This is a genomic window from Actinophytocola sp., from assembly GCF_050699915.1.
Classification (GTDB): Bacteria; Actinomycetota; Actinomycetes; order Mycobacteriales; family Pseudonocardiaceae; genus Actinophytocola.
Map to the genome: position 1 here is coordinate 1 of NZ_JBOHGA010000127.1, position 18,000 is coordinate 18,000.

General features: G+C 71.8%; 13 protein-coding genes. 9 read left to right on the forward strand and 4 right to left on the reverse strand.

Features of this window, described 5'->3' with window-relative positions; all coding sequences use genetic code 11:
* Nucleotides 1-122 precede the first annotated feature (122 nt).
* Complete coding sequence (locus ACRDSK_RS21160) at nucleotides 123-1,937, reverse strand: TIGR03767 family metallophosphoesterase (RefSeq protein ID WP_431442951.1); 1,815 nt, start codon at nucleotides 1,935-1,937, stop codon at nucleotides 123-125.
* 160 nt (nucleotides 1,938-2,097) lie between these two features.
* Here ACRDSK_RS21160 and ACRDSK_RS21165 point away from each other — a divergent pair, with 160 nt between their 5' ends.
* The 3 genes from ACRDSK_RS21165 (at nucleotide 2,098) to ACRDSK_RS21175 (ending at nucleotide 4,980) form a co-directional block, all read left to right on the forward strand.
* On the forward strand, nucleotides 2,098-2,907 hold the full coding sequence (locus ACRDSK_RS21165; RefSeq protein ID WP_431442952.1) for an endonuclease I family protein: 810 nt from the start codon (nucleotides 2,098-2,100) through the stop codon (nucleotides 2,905-2,907).
* Nucleotides 2,908-3,310: 403 nt separating this feature from the next.
* The gene (locus ACRDSK_RS21170) at nucleotides 3,311-3,571 is read left to right on the forward strand and encodes a hypothetical protein (protein WP_431442953.1); all 261 of its coding nucleotides are present in this window, start codon (nucleotides 3,311-3,313) and stop codon (nucleotides 3,569-3,571) included.
* 53 nt (nucleotides 3,572-3,624) lie between these two features.
* Complete coding sequence (locus ACRDSK_RS21175) at nucleotides 3,625-4,980, forward strand: PQQ-dependent sugar dehydrogenase (protein ID WP_431442954.1); 1,356 nt, start codon at nucleotides 3,625-3,627, stop codon at nucleotides 4,978-4,980.
* Between the two features lie 4 nt (nucleotides 4,981-4,984).
* Here the strand turns inward: ACRDSK_RS21175 and ACRDSK_RS21180 are convergent, their stop codons facing one another.
* Nucleotides 4,985-5,779 carry an IclR family transcriptional regulator domain-containing protein gene (locus ACRDSK_RS21180; RefSeq protein ID WP_431442955.1) on the reverse strand — a complete coding sequence of 265 codons (795 nt, stop codon included), beginning with the start codon at nucleotides 5,777-5,779 and terminating at the stop codon, nucleotides 4,985-4,987.
* Between the two features lie 62 nt (nucleotides 5,780-5,841).
* Here ACRDSK_RS21180 and ACRDSK_RS21185 point away from each other — a divergent pair, with 62 nt between their 5' ends.
* Together ACRDSK_RS21185 and ACRDSK_RS21190 are read left to right on the forward strand one after the other, a co-directional pair.
* Nucleotides 5,842-6,660, forward strand: a complete 819-nt coding sequence (locus tag ACRDSK_RS21185) for a maleylpyruvate isomerase family mycothiol-dependent enzyme (protein ID WP_431442956.1) — start codon at nucleotides 5,842-5,844, stop codon at nucleotides 6,658-6,660.
* A gap of 23 nt (nucleotides 6,661-6,683) precedes the next feature.
* Entirely contained in the window at nucleotides 6,684-7,178 is a 495-nt protein-coding gene (locus tag ACRDSK_RS21190) for a VOC family protein (RefSeq protein ID WP_431442957.1), read from the forward strand.
* 3 nt (nucleotides 7,179-7,181) lie between these two features.
* On the opposite strand, the gene ACRDSK_RS21195 is transcribed toward ACRDSK_RS21190, so the two are convergent.
* Nucleotides 7,182-10,052 (reverse strand): BTAD domain-containing putative transcriptional regulator, encoded by a 2,871-nt coding sequence (locus ACRDSK_RS21195; RefSeq protein ID WP_431442958.1) that lies wholly within the window; start codon nucleotides 10,050-10,052, stop codon nucleotides 7,182-7,184.
* 97 nt (nucleotides 10,053-10,149) lie between these two features.
* On the opposite strand from ACRDSK_RS21195, the gene ACRDSK_RS21200 reads away from it, so the two are divergent.
* The gene (locus tag ACRDSK_RS21200) at nucleotides 10,150-11,031 is read left to right on the forward strand and encodes a peptidoglycan-binding protein (RefSeq protein ID WP_431442959.1); all 882 of its coding nucleotides are present in this window, start codon (nucleotides 10,150-10,152) and stop codon (nucleotides 11,029-11,031) included.
* A 46-nt stretch (nucleotides 11,032-11,077) separates the two neighbouring features.
* A complete protein-coding gene (locus ACRDSK_RS21205) occupies nucleotides 11,078-11,989 on the forward strand; it encodes a M23 family metallopeptidase (RefSeq protein WP_431442960.1) in 912 nt (303 codons plus the stop codon).
* A 62-nt stretch (nucleotides 11,990-12,051) separates the two neighbouring features.
* On the opposite strand, the gene ACRDSK_RS21210 is transcribed toward ACRDSK_RS21205, so the two are convergent.
* Nucleotides 12,052-13,026, reverse strand: a complete 975-nt coding sequence (locus ACRDSK_RS21210) for a TAXI family TRAP transporter solute-binding subunit (protein ID WP_431442961.1) — start codon at nucleotides 13,024-13,026, stop codon at nucleotides 12,052-12,054.
* Nucleotides 13,027-13,385: 359 nt separating this feature from the next.
* Here ACRDSK_RS21210 and ACRDSK_RS21215 point away from each other — a divergent pair, with 359 nt between their 5' ends.
* Both ACRDSK_RS21215 and ACRDSK_RS21220 read left to right on the forward strand, forming a co-directional pair.
* Nucleotides 13,386-14,567, forward strand: coding sequence for an MFS transporter (locus tag ACRDSK_RS21215; protein WP_431442962.1), 1,182 nt, complete (start codon nucleotides 13,386-13,388; stop codon nucleotides 14,565-14,567).
* 9 nt (nucleotides 14,568-14,576) lie between these two features.
* The coding region (locus ACRDSK_RS21220) for a beta-ketoacyl synthase N-terminal-like domain-containing protein (protein WP_431442963.1) at nucleotides 14,577-18,000 on the forward strand (3,424 nt) is incomplete at its 3' end.

Genomic DNA, 18,000 nt, shown 5'->3' on the forward strand with positions numbered 1-18,000 from the left:
TCAGAACAAACCCGACGCACAGCGTTGACACCCTGGCTACACCACTACAACCATCACCGCCAACACACCGCACTCGGTGCACCGCCCATCAGCCGATGCACCAACCTCACCGATCAGTACAGCTAGCCGGCCGCGCCCACCGCGGCGGGCTCGGCGCCCGATGTGACACGGAACGGCGCGGGCACGAGCAGCTCGACGTTGCGGTCCTCGACCTTGCCGCGCCGGCCGTCCTCGCCCGGTACCGGCCGGGCGCGGGACTGCCAGTCGTTGCCCGACAGTTCCCTCGCCAGTGACGCGAGCGCCGCCGGGCTGTCGAGCCGGCCGCCGTTCGACGCCGGCGCGGCCATGTCCACGACCGTGCCGAAGATCGACAGCGTGCCGTCACGGTTGTCGACCATCTCGAGCACCCGCGACTGTTGCGGCCAGTCGATGTGCGCGGCGGTGTTGACCTCCCAGAACCCACCGCCCCCCGGGGCAGGGTGCGGGAGGACCGTGTTGCGGTGGGTGTGTCCGTTGACCCACAGCACGACGTTCTTGTAGCGCTCCAGCGTGGCGAGCATGGCGAAGCGCTCGACCCGCCCGCCACCGGTCAGGTTGGTCATCGTGTCGAGCGAGTGGTGGCTGAACAGGACGAACAGCCGGTCGCGGCAGCGGTGGGACACCTGGTTGCCCTGTGCGTCGACGTAGCGGCTGCTGCCCGCGACGAGCTCACGCTCCAGCCAGGCGAACTGCTCGGCGTCGAGGGAGCCGTCGGCGCCGCCGTTCTGGTTCACGGTGTCGAGCACGATGCCGCGGACGACGCCGCGATCGAAGGCGTAGTAGGCGTTCCCGGTGGCGAGGTTCCGCCGGCCGAAGCCGTGCCCCCGCGGCGAGCCGCTCGTCCTGAAGTGCTCCTTGATGGTCTCCAGCCTGGTGACGAAGCGCCGGTCCGGGTCGGGCGTGACCGTGCGGAACGGGCCGCCGAGCAGCGTTGCCAGCCCCCTGGGGTCCTGGGCCTGCAGCTGCAACGCGAGCTGGACCACGTCGGTGCCGGGCGGCAGGTCGACGATCTTCTTGTTCCCCGTGGCCAGCAGCCCGAGCTCGGGGATTGGCGGGAGGTTGCCCTGGATCAGGCCGTCGTGGTTGCCGTACGCGGTGAGCCACGGCGTGTCGAGGCCGACCGGGCGGAACGGGCGGCGGGCCGCGTCGAGCAGCCCGGGCACGACCGGGTAGCCGAAGGTCGAGCGCGGCAGGTCGTCCTGCTTCCCGGATGCCGTGCCGTCGGGATGCCAGTAGCGGACGTCGTAGCTGTCCTGGTCGGCGACGCCCTCGTAGCGGGACAGGTCGCCCGAGTCGGGACGAACCCGGCGGCCGTCGAGCAGGTCGATGTACCAGCGCAGCTCGTTGTACTGGACGTTGTCCACGTTGTCGCCGGTGGCGATGGTGAACGACAGCGGCCGCCCGGTCGCGGGCCCGCGCCGCACCTGGTTCATCGCACGCACCATCGCGTCGCTGATCTGCGCGGACAGGAACTCGTGCCCGCGGTAGGCGGAGTCGAACGGCAGCAGGCCGGCGAGCGGAGAGTCGGGGTCGTTGTACCGGTCGAGGAACTCGACGCGCGCGGGCGACTGCGCGTCCATCGCGTGGATGTCGGTGAGCTGACCGAACGCGAGGATCGGCCGGCCGCGCCGGTGCTGGCCCGCCGCTGTGCGCAGGCTCGCGGGGAGCAGCTCGTCACGCACCAGGTGCGGCTCACCGGGCCCGGGCACGATCGGCCGGTAGCCACCGGCGCCCGGCTGGCCCAACAGCAGCGTGCGATCGAGCGTGGTGTGTTCGCCCAGATGGCCGCCGCCATGTCTCGGGTCTGCCGCCCAGGCGCTCCCGACTCCGACCGCGCCGGCCGCGGCGACGGCGCCGAACGCTCCGATGCGCAATGCGTTCCGCCGATTCAGCTCCATCTTTCCGCCTCCAGCTCGCCTTTCCCAGACACGACCTCGTGGCATTGAACGCGCCGCCGCCACCTGGGTCAAACCCGACTTTCGTGGGTGTTTGCAGAACACGTTGGCATGTCAGGGTTTTCGAAACGAAGATCGTTGCCGGTCCCCACTGGAGCAGCAAATGCGTGCGAAGAGCAAGGCAACCGTGCTGACGGCTGCGGGTGCGGCACTCGCCGCCGTCGGCATCGCGATCGCGCCCCTGGCGTCGTCGGCGGACCAACCGGTAGGCGCGACGCCCGCCGAGATCCCGGCCGGCTACTACGACGCGGCGGCGGGTAAGACGGGTCCAGAGCTGCACTCGGCGCTGCACGGCATCATCGGCAACGGCGAGCACCTCACCTACGACGAGGTGTGGGAGGCGCTGAAGGTCACCGACGCGGACCCGGCGAACGCCGCGAACGTCGTGCTGATCTACAGCGGCACCACGATGCCGGCCGACAACAACGGCGGCGGCCAGGACCAGTGGAACCGCGAGCACACGTGGGCGCAGAGCCACGGTGACTTCGGCACCAGCCCCGGCCCGGGCACCGACCTGTTCCACCTGCGGCCGTGCGAGGTCGGCGTCAACTCCACCCGCGGCAACCTCGACTTCGACGAGGGCGGCGAGGAGGTTCCCGAGGCGCCGGGCAACTTCGTCGACGAGGACTCGTTCGAGCCGCGCGACGCGATCAAGGGCGACATCGCCCGCGGCGTCATGTACATGGCCGTGCGCTACGACGGTGACGACGGGTTCGCCGACCTCGAGCCGAACGACCAGGTCGGCAACGACTCGGCGCCGTTCATGGGCAAGCTGTCCGTGCTGCTCGCCTGGCACACCGCGGACCCGCCGGACGCGAGCGAGCAGGCGCGCAACGACATGGTCTTCGACCAGTTCCAGCACAACCGGAACCCGTTCATCGACCACCCGGAGTACGCCGACGCCATCTGGTGATCTCCCACTGACGGGTCCAATCCGCTGACCTGGCTCCTCCGAATCCCGGGCACATCCGGGACGAGGGGGAGCCAGTGTCACGTCGAGTCCACAGTAGATTCCTGCGTCCGGTGGGGCTGATCTCCGCGCTGGCGCTCGGGTTCGTCCTGCCGCAGGGCCTGCCGGCGCCGACCGGGGCGCACGCGTGGCGCAAGCGCCGCCCGATCATGGCCGAGCTGCTGGGCACCGAGCTGCCGACCGTGCTCGGCACCCAGGAGGGGCTGCGCCACCAGTTGCTGGACATCGCCGCCGGCCTGTCTTCTTCGACACGAGTCGCCTCGCCCCGCTGGAGTCGGGTGACTTCTGGCTGTCGGACACCCCGGACGTGCCGGGGTCGCGGTCGTTGGGCAACACCACGATCCGCATGGCCACGTGGGTCCGCTTCGAGGACAGGCGGACCGGCCTCGAGCTGGCCGTGCTCAACACGCACCTCGACAACATGTCCGAGCCGTCCCGGGTGCGCGGCGCCGCGCTGATCCGGGACCGGGTCAACGCGTTCCCGCCGGAGCTGCCGGTGATCGTCACCGGCGACTTCAACGCCCCCGCCGGGGACTCGGCGGCCTCCTCGATCCTCACCGAGGGCGCCGGGCTCGTCGACACCTGGACCGCCGTGACGCGGACGTGACGCGTTCGACCCTGGCCGGGCGGCGTTCCGCTCGTGACTTACGGTTGGTGCCGATGAAGGAGTACCGAGTGGCCGGACGCCTCGCGGCGTCGGCGTTGGCGGTCGCACTGCTGGCGTCGGCCTGCGCGTCGGGCCCCCGTGGTTCGGCCGACGCGCCGTCGGACCCCGCTCCGGCGGGTCTGGTTCCCGTCACGGTCGAGGTACCGAAGGGGATGAACGCCGCACCACTGAACATCGCCCGCCAGGCGCTCGTGCCGCGCGGCTGGACGATGTCGGTGTTCACGCGGCTCCCGGAGGCCCGGCTCGCCGCGTGGGCCCCGGACGGGTCGTTGATCGTCTCTGTGCCGGACGACGGTTCCGTGGTCCGGCTAGTGCCCGACGGCCAGGGCCGTGCGACGGTGTCCGAGCTGCTGGCCGGGATGAACCTGCCGCACGGGCTCGCGTTCGACGGCTCGGACCTCTACATCGCCCAGAGCGACCGGGTCGACGCCTACACCTACCGGGACGGGCAGGCGACGGATCCGCGCCCGGTGATCACCGGGTTGCCCGACGCCAAGAGCCTCGACCTGGGCGGCAAGTACGCGCACGCGTTGAAGAGCGTGGCGCTGGGCCAGGACGGTTCGGTGTACGTGTCGGTCGGCTCGACGGGCAACATCTCCGTCGACGACCTCACGGCGGACCCGCCACGGGCCTCGATCCTGCGCGTGCCGCCCGGTGGTGGCGCACCGGAGCCGTTCGCCGTGGGCGTGCGCAACGGCACCGGTCTCGCGGTGGCGCCCGACGGGGCGGTGTGGACGGCGGTGAACAACCGGGACAACGTCCAGTACCCGTTCGACCGCCCCTACGGCGACTCGTCGGGGTCTGCCCGCGGGCAGGTGATCGAGGAGTACGTGCGGGACCACCCGGTCGAGCCCCTCGCGAAGCTCACTCCCGGGCGGAACCTGGGCTGGCCGTACTGCAACCCGGACGCCGACGTCGATCCCGGTGTCCGGGGCACCGAACAGGACCTGTCGACGGTCCCGTACACGCCCGACGTGGAGACCAACCCGGGCGGACGACAGCTCGACTGCGCGGCGCTGCCCCCGGTCGAGCAGGCCCTCGGCGGTCACTCCGCCCCGCTTGGACTGTCCTTCGTGGACGGTGACCTGCCGGACGGATACGGGCGGGGTGCGCTGTTGGGCGTACACGGCTCGTGGAACGCCTCGCCGCCGCGCGCACCGGAGGTGTCGTTCTTTCCTTGGCGGGACGGTGAGCTCGGCCCGCAGCAGACGTTGGTGGGCGGCTTCCAGGCGGCGGACGGTTCTCGCTGGGGCCGTCCGGTGGCGGCGGTCGCCGGCCCGGACGGCGCGATCTACGTCACGGACGACGAAGCAGGCGCCGTCTACCGCCTGGCCCAACCCGGCCGCTGACCGCTCACATCTGCTTGGCGAGCATCTCGCTGATGCGTTCCGCGGCGGCCAGCAGCGGTGGCAGGAGCTCGCGGCGCATGGTGTCCAGCGTGACGCGGCTCGCGGGGGCCGACACGTTCATCGCCGCGACGGTGCAACCGGTGCGGTTTCGCAGTGGGGCGGCGATGGATCGCACACCGACCTCGAGCTCCTGGTCGATGAGCGCCCAGCCCTGCGTCCGCACCCGCGCGAGCTCCGTGCGCAGCGCGGCACCATCGGTCACCGTGTGCGACGTGAACGGTTCCAGATGCGCCGCCGCCAGGTGGGTGTCCAGGTCTGGGGTGACCAGACCAGCCAGGAGCACGTGGCCCAACGACGTCGCGTGCGCGGGCAGGCGGGAGCCGAGCCCCAGGGCGGTGCTCATGATCCGCGTGCTCGGCGCACGCGCCACGTAGACCACGTCGGTGCCGTCGAGCACGGCGATGGAACACGACTCGCCGGTGGTCTGCCCCAGCGACTCCATCTCGTCTCGCGACAGCTCGACAAGGTCGAGGGCGGACAGGTACGCGTAGCCGATGTTGAGCACCCGCGCCGTGAGGCGGAACTCCCGCCCGTCCTGCCGCACGTAGCCGAGCTGCGCCAGCGTGTGGAGCAGCCGCCGTGCGGTGCCGCGGGACAGGCCGGTCAGCTCCGCGACCTTCGTCAACGTCAGGACCGGGTTCGCGCGGGAGAACGTCTGCAGCACGTCGAGTCCGCGCTGCAGCGCGGTGACGAAGTCACCGCGCTCGACGGCGCCGGCCGGGTCGTTGACGCCAGGCATGCGACGAGCCTAACGTGTCCGCATAGCAAACATTTGTCCGCTATACGGACAAGGAGCCATCCATGGATGCCTGGAACTTCATGAGCCCGGAGAGCAGGGACAACCTCCGCCGCGCGATCCAGACCGAGGCCGACGGCATGTTCGCCCTGGTCGAGGACCCCGCCACCTGGGAAGCACCCACCGCGGCGGGCGCGTGGCAGGCCAGGGACGTCGTCGGCCACCTGGTCGACACCACCGAGAGCTACTTCGTCGGGTTCGACGCCGCGCGGGGTCTCGGGGAGCCGAACCCCGGCGTCCCGCTGGTGGACATGGCTCCCGCCGTCGACGCCGGCGCGCGGCGGTTCCGGGACGTCGGCCGGGTCGAGCTCCTCGCCCGGCTGCGCAGCGACCGAGAGAAACTCGCCGGCATCTTCGACGGCCTGACCGACGAGGAGTGGACGAGCCTGCAGGTGCCGCACACCTACATGGGCCCGCTGCCCGCGTGCTTCTACCCGATCTTCCAGGTCGTCGACTATGCCGTGCACAGCTGGGACATCCGCCAGGGGATCGGGCGGCCGCACGCGCTGTCCGCGGAGGCGGCGGACCTGCTCGTCCCGCTGAACTTCGTGGTCTGGTCGTCCACCGCCCTGGCGGGCGTGTTCAGCGAGCGGGCGGAGCTGGGCATCCGGGTCGCGTCCGGGGCCAACGCGGGTGAGCACAAGGTGACCTTGGGCCCCGACGGTGTCGCGATCGAGCCGGGGCCGGTCGACGGCCTGCCCGCGGTCCTCGAGTTCGACCCGGCGAGTCTCGTGCTGACCGCGTACGGTCGGATGAACGCCGGCACGGCGCGCGGCGACCTTTCGCTCGCCAACCGGTTCCTCGGCGGGTTCTTCCGTATCTGAGACAACGTAGGGACCACGGAAACATGACCATCGACATCGACGCCATCAACAAGGCTCGCGAAGAGATCAAGACGACCTACCTCAAGGAGGGCGGCGAACGACCTCCCACCTCCGCCCGGGGCGTGCACCACGTCGCGCTGCTGTCCTCGGACGTCGAGCGAACCATCCAGTTCTACCAAGGCCTGCTCGAGTTCCCGCTGACGGAGATCTTCGAGAACCGTGACTACGCCGGCTCGAACCACTTCTTCTTCGACATCGGCGCCGGGAACCTGCTGGCGTTCTTCGACATGCCGGGCCTCGATCTGGGCCCCTACGCCGAGGTCCTCGGCGGCCTGCACCATCTGTGCATCTCGGTCGAGCCGGAGCGCTGGGAGCACCTGCGCGGCAAGCTCGACGCCGCGGGGGTGGAGTACCTGCTGGAGAGCAAGGTGTCGCTCTACTTCCGCGATCCCGACGGCGCCCGCCTCGAGCTGCTCGCCGACCCGCTCGGCGAGATGTACGGCTCCAAGGTCCTGTAGACCTCAGCCCACGCCGACCCGTCCGGCGGCCTGGTCCACCATGTCCAGGCCGCCCCAGAGGTCACGCGCGCGGCGGAAGTGGCGCTCGGCCTGTCCCGGCTCGCCGAGTGCCTCGTGCAGCCTGCCGAGCGCCTCGACCACCTCCGCCTCGGAACGGCGGTCACCGCAACGGCGGTGTCGGTGCAGCGACGAGTCGAGCAGCGGCCGCGCCCGGGACAGGTCACCGCCCTCCAGGCACAGCAACCCGAGATCGTGGTTGGCGTAGCCGACACAGTTGTCGTCGTCCAGCTCTCGGAAGATCGCCACGGCGCGGTCGGTGTGCTCGCGGGCGGCGCGCAGGTCGCCACGCCGCCGGTGGAGTGTCGCGATCCGGCGGAGCGCGTGCGCCTCCCGATGGCGGTCACCGATCGCGACGGACAGCTCGTGCGCGTCGGCGAACCATCGCTGTGCGGGGGACAGGCAACCCAGCTCCAGCCAGACGGAACCGGCGGCCAGCCGGGCGACGGCCTCGCCGTGCGGGTCCGGCACCGCCGCGAACATCGACAGCGCCTCGTGGCAGCGGTCCAGCGCGTGCGCGTAGTCCCCGCGGATCCGCAGCACCGTGCCCAACCCCGCCAGCGCGAACCCGGCGCCACGGCGGTCGCCGACCTGTCCGAAGAGCCGAACCGACTCGTCGAACGCGGTCCACGCGTCGTCGTACGCGTCCTGGTACAGCGCGAGCTGGCCCAGGTTGCGCAGCACGATCGCCTGGCCGTGCGAGTCGCCGGCGCGGCGCGCGGCGGCCAGCGCGACGCGGTGCGTGCGGTGCCAGTCGTCGTGGTGGCCGCGCATGTCGAAGTACGGCGTGTAGGCCGCGGTGACCCGCCACGCGAGGTCGTCGAGACCCCAGTCCTGGGCGAGCGACACGGCCGCGGCACCCGCGCGGCGTTCCGCCTCGAACCAGGCGAGCGGATCGGCGACCACCTCGGCCGCGCGGTGCGGGCGCCACGTCGCCCGGCCGTCCGCGGCGTCGAACACCCCGAGGAAGCGGATGGGCATCGACTCGGCGGCGGACACGGCGAGCGACAGGTAGCCCTCCAGCACCCGGCGCACGGCCGCGCGGCGATCGGCCGTCGGGTCCTGTTCGGCGAGATCGGCGGCGTAGCAGCGCAGCAGGTCGTGCAGCTGGTAGCGGGGCGCGCCGGTGAGGTCCGAGCCGACCAGTTCCACCAAGTGGCTGTCCACCAACAGGTCCAGCACGTCGTCGGCGCTCGGCCGGCCGAGCAACGCGGCCACCACCCAGCCCGGCCAGTGCCCCGGCCCCACCATGCCGAGCCACCGCAGCGCCCGAGCCGCGTCGGGGGTGAGCAGGTCGTAGCTGAGGTTCACGCTCGCCCGCACGGCCAGGTCGCCGACTCGCAGCTCGTCCAGCCGTCCGTGCTCGTCCCGCAGCCGGCCGGCCATCGTGCGCAGTGTCCAGCCCGGCCGGTGGCGCAGGCGAGTCCCGGCGACGCGGATAGCGAGCGGCAGGAAACCGCAGAACCGCAGGATGTCCGCGGCGCTGTCCGGCTCGGCGGCGACGCGCTGCTCGCCGACGATGCCGGCGAGCAGCCGGGCGCCCTCGTCCGCGCCGAGCACGTCCAGCTCGACCGGCTGCGCGCCGGAGAGGTCGGGCAGCATCGCCCGGCTGGTGACGAGGACGGCGCAGCCGCCCGCACCGGGCAGCAGCGCGCGCACCTGCGCCGCGCTCGCGGCGTCGTCCAACACCACACACGTTCGGGTGTTCGCCAGCCGGGACCGCAGCAGCGCGGCCCGCTCGTTCGGTTGCCTCGGCATCGCCGAGTCCTGCGCCCCGAGCGCGCGCAGCAGCTCGGCCAGTACCTCGGTCGCCGTCCTCGGCCGCGCCGACGTGCCGGCCAGGTCGACGTGCAGCTGACCGTCCGGAAACTCCGCGCGCACCGCGTGCGCCACCCGTACCGAGACGGCCGACTTCCCGACCCCGGGCGGACCGGAGATCACCACGACCGCCGGGACTCCTCGCGCACGCCGCCGGCGCAACAGCTCGACCAGCTCGTCGACCAGGTGCTCGCGGCCGGTGAAGTCCGGCAGATCCAGCGGGAGCTGGCAGACCGGCGACGGATCGGCGGGTGCCCGCAGCTGCTCGCCCAGGCGACGCAGCTCGGGCCCGGGCACGGCGTGCAGCTCGCTGCGCAGGACCTGCTCGGCCTCCGCGTAGGTCCGCCGTGCCTCGGCCGACCGCCCGGTCGCGATGAGCGCGCGGATCAGCAGCTGCCACAGGTCCTCGCGAAGCGGGTGCTCGCCGAGCAGGGCGCGCAGCTCCGTCACGGCGTCACCGGGCTCGCCGAGGTCGATCCGCAGCCGCAGGCGGTGTTCCTCGGCGGACAGCCGCAGCTCGGTGAGCCGGGCGACGGCGACCGTCCACATGTGACTGTGCGGGAGGTCCGCCAGCGGCTCACCGCGCCACCGCGAGCACGCACGATCCAGCAGCGCCAACGCCTCGGCCCGGTCGTCGACCGCGCCGGCCCGGGACACCTCCGCCTCGAACCGATGCACGTCCACCAGGTCGGGGTCGGTCACCAGCACATAGCCGGACGACCGGTGCTCGATGTCCGCGGCGGAGCCGGCCAGCCGCCGACGCAGCCCGTGGACGTAGGTGCGGATGTTCGCCACGGCCGACCGCGGCGGCCCCGACGGCCACAACACCTCGGCGAGCAGATCGACGGACACCGCCGTGTTGACGTGCAACAACAGCGTGGCGAGTATCGCCCGGGGCTTGGGCCCGCCGACCGCCGCCGCGCGCCCGTCGACGGTGACCTCGAGCGGCCCCAGTACCCCGAACACCACCGCCGACACGAGCACCACCTGCAACGTCACGGACTCATCGGGTCAGTCAGCATCGTAAGGGCATGTACGTGATTTGTACGCGGGGTTGTCACTGTGTTCGTGAAATCTGGGCGAACGGAGTGAGCTGATGGTTCAGGCACCGGATGGGCGCTACCCGCGGCGCAGGTTGCTCTCTCGTGGTTTGGCCGCCGGGGCGGCGCTGGCGGTGCCGGCGTTGGTGGGCACGTCGGCCGTCGCGGCCACGTCCGCCACCAAGGTGCTGGCCACGGTGGACATGGAGCAGGTCCTGCTGGCCTGCCAGGTGGATCCGCCGAAGTCGGGCACGGGCACCACGCCTGGCGCGCAGGCGCATGTGCTCGCGGTGGAGCAGGCCCTGCGGGCCAAGGGGCTGCTCGCCGCGGCCCAGACCGACGGCCACTTCGGGACCGCGACGCTCGACGCGTATGCCGCCTGGCAGCGCAGCCTGGGTTACGAAGGCATCGACGCCAACGGCGTCCCGGGGCGCACCTCGCTGACCCAGCTGGGCTCCGGCCGGTTCGACGTGACGCGGCCGGTGGCGGCCGGCTCCCGTACCGACTCCTACGGCGGCAAGCGGGTCAACACCAGGACCGCCGACATGCTGCGGGCGGCGGACGGCATGTTCTCCTGGAACCTGACCCTGACACAGGGCTCGTACAACCCCGGTGGTGACCCGGACTCGGCCGGCACCCACGACGGCGGCGGGGTGGTCGACATCAGCGTGAGCAGTCTGAGCACCACCCAGCGGTGGCAGACCATTCGGGCGCTGCGCACCGTCGGGTTCGCGGCGTGGCTGCGCACCCCCGGTGACGGGTTCGCCTACCACATCCACGCCAACGGCATCTCCGACCCGGACATGTCCCGGCCCGCCCGCAACCAGGTCCACGACTACTACTTCGGCCGGAACGGGCTGGCCAACCACGCCCCGGACAACACCCCGGAGCAGTACCGCGTGCCGCTGACCTGGTGGGAGAAGTACAAGCGCGGCTGAGCACACCCAGGCGACCCTGCACCCTGCACGAGAAGCGAGGAACGTGATGGCAGCATCAGCGAGGGCGATCAGGAAAGGGCTGCTGGCGGCACTCACCGCGGCGCTCACGGTGGTCGGAGCCGTGGCGGCGGCCTCCGCACAGGCCGACGACGTCGGCGCCCAGGCGGCGCACAAGAGTCCGTTCAACTGCGGCAAGACCTTCTACGCCAACAACTGGTCGCCCGGCCACAGCCCGTCGGGCTCGATCGACTGGCAGAGCCACGGCGGTGACGCGATCGGCGGCGAGACGGTCCGCGCCACGGCGGGCGGTACCGCGCGGTTCTTCACCACTCTCGCGGCGACCGATGACGTCGGCGTCATGGCATACGGGAGGTACGTGGTCATCACCCATGGCGACGGCACCAAGACCCGGTACGCGCACCTTGCCACCATGGTGCGGAACCCGGGCGCCTCGATGTCGGTGAGCCAGGGCACCGCCATCGGCACCGTCGGCGGCACCGGCGGTCCCTACGCGCCGCACCTCCACTACGAGCAGATCACTGCGGGCGGCTCCGTCGACTCCAGCCCCACGGTCCAGGGCGTGACCGTCTCGCTCGGGCAGAAGAAGGCCATCACCAGCAACAACAACTGCGGCGGCAACCCGTACTCCCCTGAGGAGGTCTGCGGCGGCGGCTTCGGCGTCGTCGACTCGGCGGCGCTGACCGGTGGTCGGGTCTACCTGCTCTACAACTCCGGCAGCGGTGACAACTGTGTCGTGACGCTCAAGTCCACGAACCTCGGCACGGCGACGGCGGTGTCGGCTCTCCTCGAACCACAGGGCGGCACGAGGACGACCGACCAGGGCAGCTACGGCTACTACGCCGGCCCGGTGAAGAAGCACGCGCCGAACGTCTGCGTGAAGTGGGGCGGGTCGGTCGGCAGCAGCTCCTACACCAGCCCGTTCGAACACTGCGGCTGAACGCTGTGGGTGTGGCGCGCCGCGCCACACCCATCAGCTGAGTCGCCCCGGCGGGTGTCCGGTCAGGGTGTCTCCAGCAGGACGTCCCTCGCCCCGCGATGCAGCTCGATCGGCACGGTCTGCAACGCCTCCGTGCGGTCCAGCTCGCTCGCCGCCTCGTGCGTCCGCACCATCCGGTCCTTGTTCTCGAAGATCAGCCTGGCGATCATGCACGCGTTGCTCGCGGGAAAGTCGCTGCGCACCAGCAACACGTTCGGCACGACGATCGACCGCACGTCGGCTTGCAGGCCGTACGTCTCGGCCGGCAGGGTGCCCAAAGTGTACGCGAAGCTGAGCAGTCGCATCTTCGTCACGAGGTCCGAGATGTCGACGAACTTCATGTCCTTCCTCGACGCCATCAGGTCGGCGACCTCCGGGGTCGGCAACCCGCCCGACCAGAAGAAGCCGTCGATCTGACCCGACTCGATGTCGGCCACGGTTTCCTCCAGCGACAGCTGCTGTGCCGAGATGTCCCGATCCGGCTGGAGCCCAGCCGCCTCGAGCAGGCGGTACGCGATCACCTCGGTGCCCGACTTCGCCGCCCCGGTCGAGATCTTCTTCCCCTTCATGTCCTCGATCGTGGAGATGCCGCTGTCCTCGCGCACCACGACGTGCGTGTAGTTCGAGTGGATCCGGGCCAGCGCGGAGATGTCCGCCTTCTGGCCCTCGAAGCTGCCGGTCCCGTTCTTCGCGTCCTCCGCGGAGTCGACGAGCGAGAACGCCACGTCGATATCCCCGGCCATCAGCTGCTGGATGTTGTCCACGGATCCGCCGGTCTCCGTGGTGGACGCCCCGAGCGGCGTGTTCTCGTTGATCAGCTCGGCCATCCCGCCGCCGAGCGTGTAGTAGACGCCGCCCGAGTTGCCGGTGGCGATGGTGAGGTGACGCTTGGGGGCCGCGCAGTCGGCGAACGGCTCCGACGCGCTCGTGTCGGCACCGCACGCCGTCGCGACCAAGCCGACTGCCATGGCAGCGGCAACGATCCGTGGTGCTCGCATGGTCGGTCTCCTTGTCCCCTTGGCGCTTCCCCAGCGTGTGAGCGCGAGTGGAGCTCCGGTGAGGTTGTCACTAACCGCAACGTACCGGTGACAGTCCTCGACAAGAAGCGACATTACGCGGAAATCTCCGTCTTCGCTCTGCGGCAGGAGCAGGCGGACGCGGTTCAGGACCGGGAGCACCCGGTCTCCGTCCCGGTCGGTCGAACGCCCTACCCGGTTACGCCGATAGGCGGTATGAATGTCGGAAATATCCTGACAAGTTCCCTTTGGATTATGCCTGAATTCCGCTGGGAGATCTCTTGGTTGCCCCGGTACCTGGCCGGCTTTCCGCACCGAGAGTTCCGCGTAGATTCCTGCTGTTGATATTCGGCTATTCCTGCTCGGCGTACGGGAACTACCTCAATCTCGTCGCGCTCAGCCTGTACACCTTGCATGTCACCGGTGGCCCGCTCGGCGTCGGCATCGTGATGGCCCTTCGGCTCGCGGCCGGCTTCCTCGCCGGAATGCGAGCCGGCCGGCTGGTGAACCGGTTCGACCGCAGGCACCTGATGATCGGCACCGATGTCGCGCAGGCGCTCGCGATGGTGCTGCTCGCCGCCGGGCCGCGGCACACGTCCGTGCTGGTCGCGGCGGCCGTGGTGCTGGGCGCCGGGAACACCCTGTTCACGGTCGCGCTGCGCAGCAGCGTGCCGGAGATGGTCGGGCAGGACCAGCGCACGCGGGCCAACGGGCTGTTGGTGAGCGGGCGCGCGGTCGGCACCGTGCTCGGGTTCGGTTCGGCCGGCCTGATCGTGGCCGTGGGCGGGTTCCCGGCCGCGTTCCTCATCAACGCGGCGTCTTTCCTGGTCTCCGCGGCCTCGCTCGTCCTGCTCCGCCTGCCCACCAAGGCATGCGCCGACGACCGGGACGGCGCTACGGCCACCCCGGTGCGGGGCTCGCTGCTCGCGCTGGCGGGTCCGGTCGTGCTGGCGATGGTGTGCGTGCGTGGCGGTGACGCGTTCGGGTCCGCCTCGCACAACGTGGCCATGCCGCTCTACGCGACCGAGCTCGACCCCGCCGATCCGGCGTTCGTGATGAGCCAGTTCTGGGCGTCCTGGGCGGTGGGCAGCCTGCTCGCCCACCAGCTGGTCCGGCGCTGGGCCGCCGGGCGGGAACCGGGGGAGCGGGCGTTCGCGCTCGGCACCTGCCTGATGTCGGCGTGCTTCGTGCTGGTGTTCGTCGTGCCGGCCGGCCCCGCGCTGATCGCCGTCGCCCTCGTGGCCGGGCTGGCCGACGGGTTCACCGAGATCGTGTACACCTCCCGGCTGCAGGCGCTGCCCGACGAGCAGCGCGCCAGGTTGTTCGGTCTGTCCGCCACAACCGAGACAGCCGGGTTCGCGACCGGCATGGTGGCGAGCTCCGCGCTGCTGGAGGCGCTGCCCACGCAGGCGGTCGTCGCGATGTTCCACGGCGTCGCCGCGCTCGGAGCCGTCGGGCTGCTCGCGGCGGCGCGGTCGCGGCGGCACGGTCCGCCGCGCACCTCCGAACCCGAGGCGAGATAGGGAAAACCGATGCAGAGCACGCCGATGGCGATCTCCGAAGGGCCGCCGCTCGACCTCGACCCGACCGATCCGCCGGACGCCTGTGCGGCTCTGCTCCGCGCCGCCGCGCAGCACCCCGGCAGCGCCGTGGTGACGGTGACGAACCCGGCGGCCCCCGTCCGGACCAGCTATCCCGAGCTGCTGTCGCGCGCCAGGCGGCTGCTCTCCGGCATGCGCGCGCAAGGTCGGCGCGCCGGGGATGCCGTCCTGCTGCACGGCCTGCCACTGCCGGACTTCTTCCCGGCGTTCTGGGCCTGCCTGCTCGGCGGCCTGCGTCCGGTGGCGATCGCGGATCCGCTGCCCGCCGACCCGACTGCCGCGGCGGTGGACCGCCTGCGACACGTGTGCCGGCTGCTCGGCGGGCCGCTCGTGCTGACCGAACCCGACGCGGCGGATCGGCTGCGCCTGGTCGCCGATGGGTTCGGGACGGACCGTCCTGCCGCGGTCGTCGCCGTCGACGCCTGGTCCGCCGAGCAGCCCGCCGACGACCTGCACACGCCGGACCCGGACGACGTCGCGTTGCTCATGCTCTCCTCAGGCAGCACCGGCCTGCCCAAGGCGGTGCAGCTGACCCACCGCGGGCTCGCCGAGTTCGCCGCCGGCACCCGGCGGGTCTTCGACATCCGACCGGACCACGCCACGCTGAACTGGCTGCCGCTCGACCACAGCGGCGCGCTGCTGATCTACCACGTGCTCGAGGTGTTCGTCGGCTGCACGAACGTGCACGCGCCGACCGAGCTGGTTCTCGGCGATCCCTTGCGGTGGCTCGACCTCATGGCCGCACACACCGTGCGGCACAGCTGGGCGCCGAACTTCGCCTACCAGCTCGTCGCCGACGCGGTCGACGCGAACCCCGACCGGTCGTGGGACCTGTCCGCACTGTCCACCCTGCTCAACGGCGGGGAGCAGGTGACCCTGCCGGTCGTCACGCGGTTCCTCGACGCGACCGCCCGCTTCGGTGTCCGGGAGGAGTGTGTCCGGCCGGCGTGGGGGATGGCCGAGACCACGACCGCGATCACCCTCGGCCGGTTCCACCGCTCCGGGGTGCACCGGGTGCTCAAGTCCAGCGTGGCCGGCGATCTCGTCCACGCGGACGAGCACGCCGCCGAGCGGGACGTCGTCACGCTGACCCCGGTGGGGCGGCCCGCGCACGGCGCCGCGGTCCGGGTGGTCGACCAGCACGGCGAGCTGGTTCCGGAGGGCCGGATCGGCCGGCTCCAGGTGCGGTCGGCCCGGACGACGCCGGGCTACCTGGGCGACGAGGCCGCCACCCTCGCCGCCTTCCCCGATCACGAGCGGACCGGGCGAACCTGGCTCGACTCGGGCGACCTCGCGTTCCTGTCCGGCGGCGAGGTGGTGATCACCGGCCGCGCCAAGGACGTGATCATCCTCAACGGACACAACTTCTTCTGCCACGAGATCGAGGACATCGTGGCCGGCGTGCCGGGGCTCGCGACCGGTCGGGTCGCCGCGTGCGGAGTCCCGGACGAGCGCACCGGCAGTGAGGAGCTGCACGTCTTCGTCGCCACCGACGACCCCGACTCGGACCGCCTGCGCGGCGAGGTTCGCGCGGCGCTCTTCGAGCGGCTGAGCCTGTCCGGGTGCCGGGTCGTCGCGGTGCCGGAACGGGAGTTCCCCCGGACTCCCAGCGGAAAGGTGCAGCGCGCGGTGCTCCGCGAGCGGGCACGGGCCGAGCGGGGTGGCGATGACCGGGTCGCGGTCGGCGTCACCCGCGGCGGGTCGATCGTCGCGCGTGTGCGGGAGGCCGTCGGCTCGGTGCTCGGCCGGGACGTGGACGTCGACACGCCGTTCTACGACCTGGGCATGACATCGGTGGCGCTGATGCGCGTGCGGGGGCTGCTCGAGCGCGAGCTGGGCCAGGAGATTCCGCGGACGGCGCTGTTCCGGTACCCGACCGTCACCGCGTTCGCCGACCATCTCGCGGCCGAGCCGGACGCCACGCCCGATGTCGGCGCCACGCCGGCGTACGGCGGGCGGGTCGCGGTCATCGGCCTCGCACTTCGCTTCCCGGGCGCGCGTGGCCCGGAGGAGTTCTGGGCCAACCTCCGCGGCGGGGTGGACAGCGTGCGGCGGTTTTCCCCGGCCGAGGTGGCCGCCGCCGGCGTACCCGGGCGGATCTCCGGCGATCCGTCGTTCCGCCCGGTCGTCGGGCCGATCGAGGACGTGACCGCGTTCGACGCGGAGTTCTTCGGCATCAGCCCGCGCGAGGCGGAACTGACCGATCCGGCGCACCGGTTGTTCCTCGAGTGCTGTCACCACGCGCTCGAGCACGGCGGGTATGCCGGCCCGGGCAGGCGGATCGGCGTGTTCGCCGGCGCGGGCATGAACCTGTACGGACACCAGGACCCGCCGGGGTCGGGCCGCGTCGGCGACGGCGCCGCGGCGATGCAGGCGACGATCGGCAGCCGGCCCGACTTCCTGGCCTCCCGGGTCGCCTACCGGCTGGGGCTGACCGGCCCGGCGATCGGGGTGCAGACCGCGTGCTCGACATCGCTGGTCGCCGTTCACCTTGCTACGCAAGCGGTCCTGGCCGGCGATGCCGACCTCGCGCTGGCCGGTGCGGCCGCGGTGCGGCTGCCGCAGGAGGCCGGCTACCGGTTCCACGAGGGCTCGATCCTGTCGCCGACCGGCCGCTGCCGTGCCTTCGACGTGGACGCCGACGGCACGGTCGGCGGCAACGGGGTCGCCGCCGTCCTGCTGAAGCCGCTGGAGGCGGCGTTGGCCGACGGCGACACGATCCACGCGGTGATCCTCGGTTCGGCGGTGAACAACGACGGGACCGGCAAGGTCGGGTTCACCGCGCCGAGCGTGCCCGGCCAGGTGGAGGTGGTGCGCCGCGCGCTGCGCCGCGCCGCCGTGCCGGCCGAGACCATCTCCTACGTCGAGGCCCACGGCACCGGCACGGAGCTCGGTGACCCGGTGGAGTTCGAAGCGCTTCGCGACGCGTACGCGGCCGAGACCGGTCGCGCGGGCTTCTGCACGCTCGGGTCGGTGAAGCCGAACATCGGGCACCTGGACAGCTGCGCCGGGATGGCCGGCCTGATCAAGGTGGTGCTGATGCTGCGGCACGGCGAGCTCGTGCCCACCGTGCACCTCTCCCGGCCGAACCCGGCGCTGCGGCTCGACGGCAGCCCGTTCGTGCTCGGCACCGAGCGTCGCGAGTGGACGGCCCGGCCGCGCCGTGCCGGGGTGAGCGCCCTCGGCGTCGGCGGGACGAACGCGCACGTGATCCTCGAGGAGCCGCCTGCCCCGCCGCGGCGAGACCAGCGCGACCGAGCCGTGCTGCTGCCGGTCTCGGCGGCCGGCGAGGAGGCGCTGCGCGAGGTGGCCGGCGCTGTGCGAGACCGCCTGCGTGCCGAGCCGACGGTGTGCC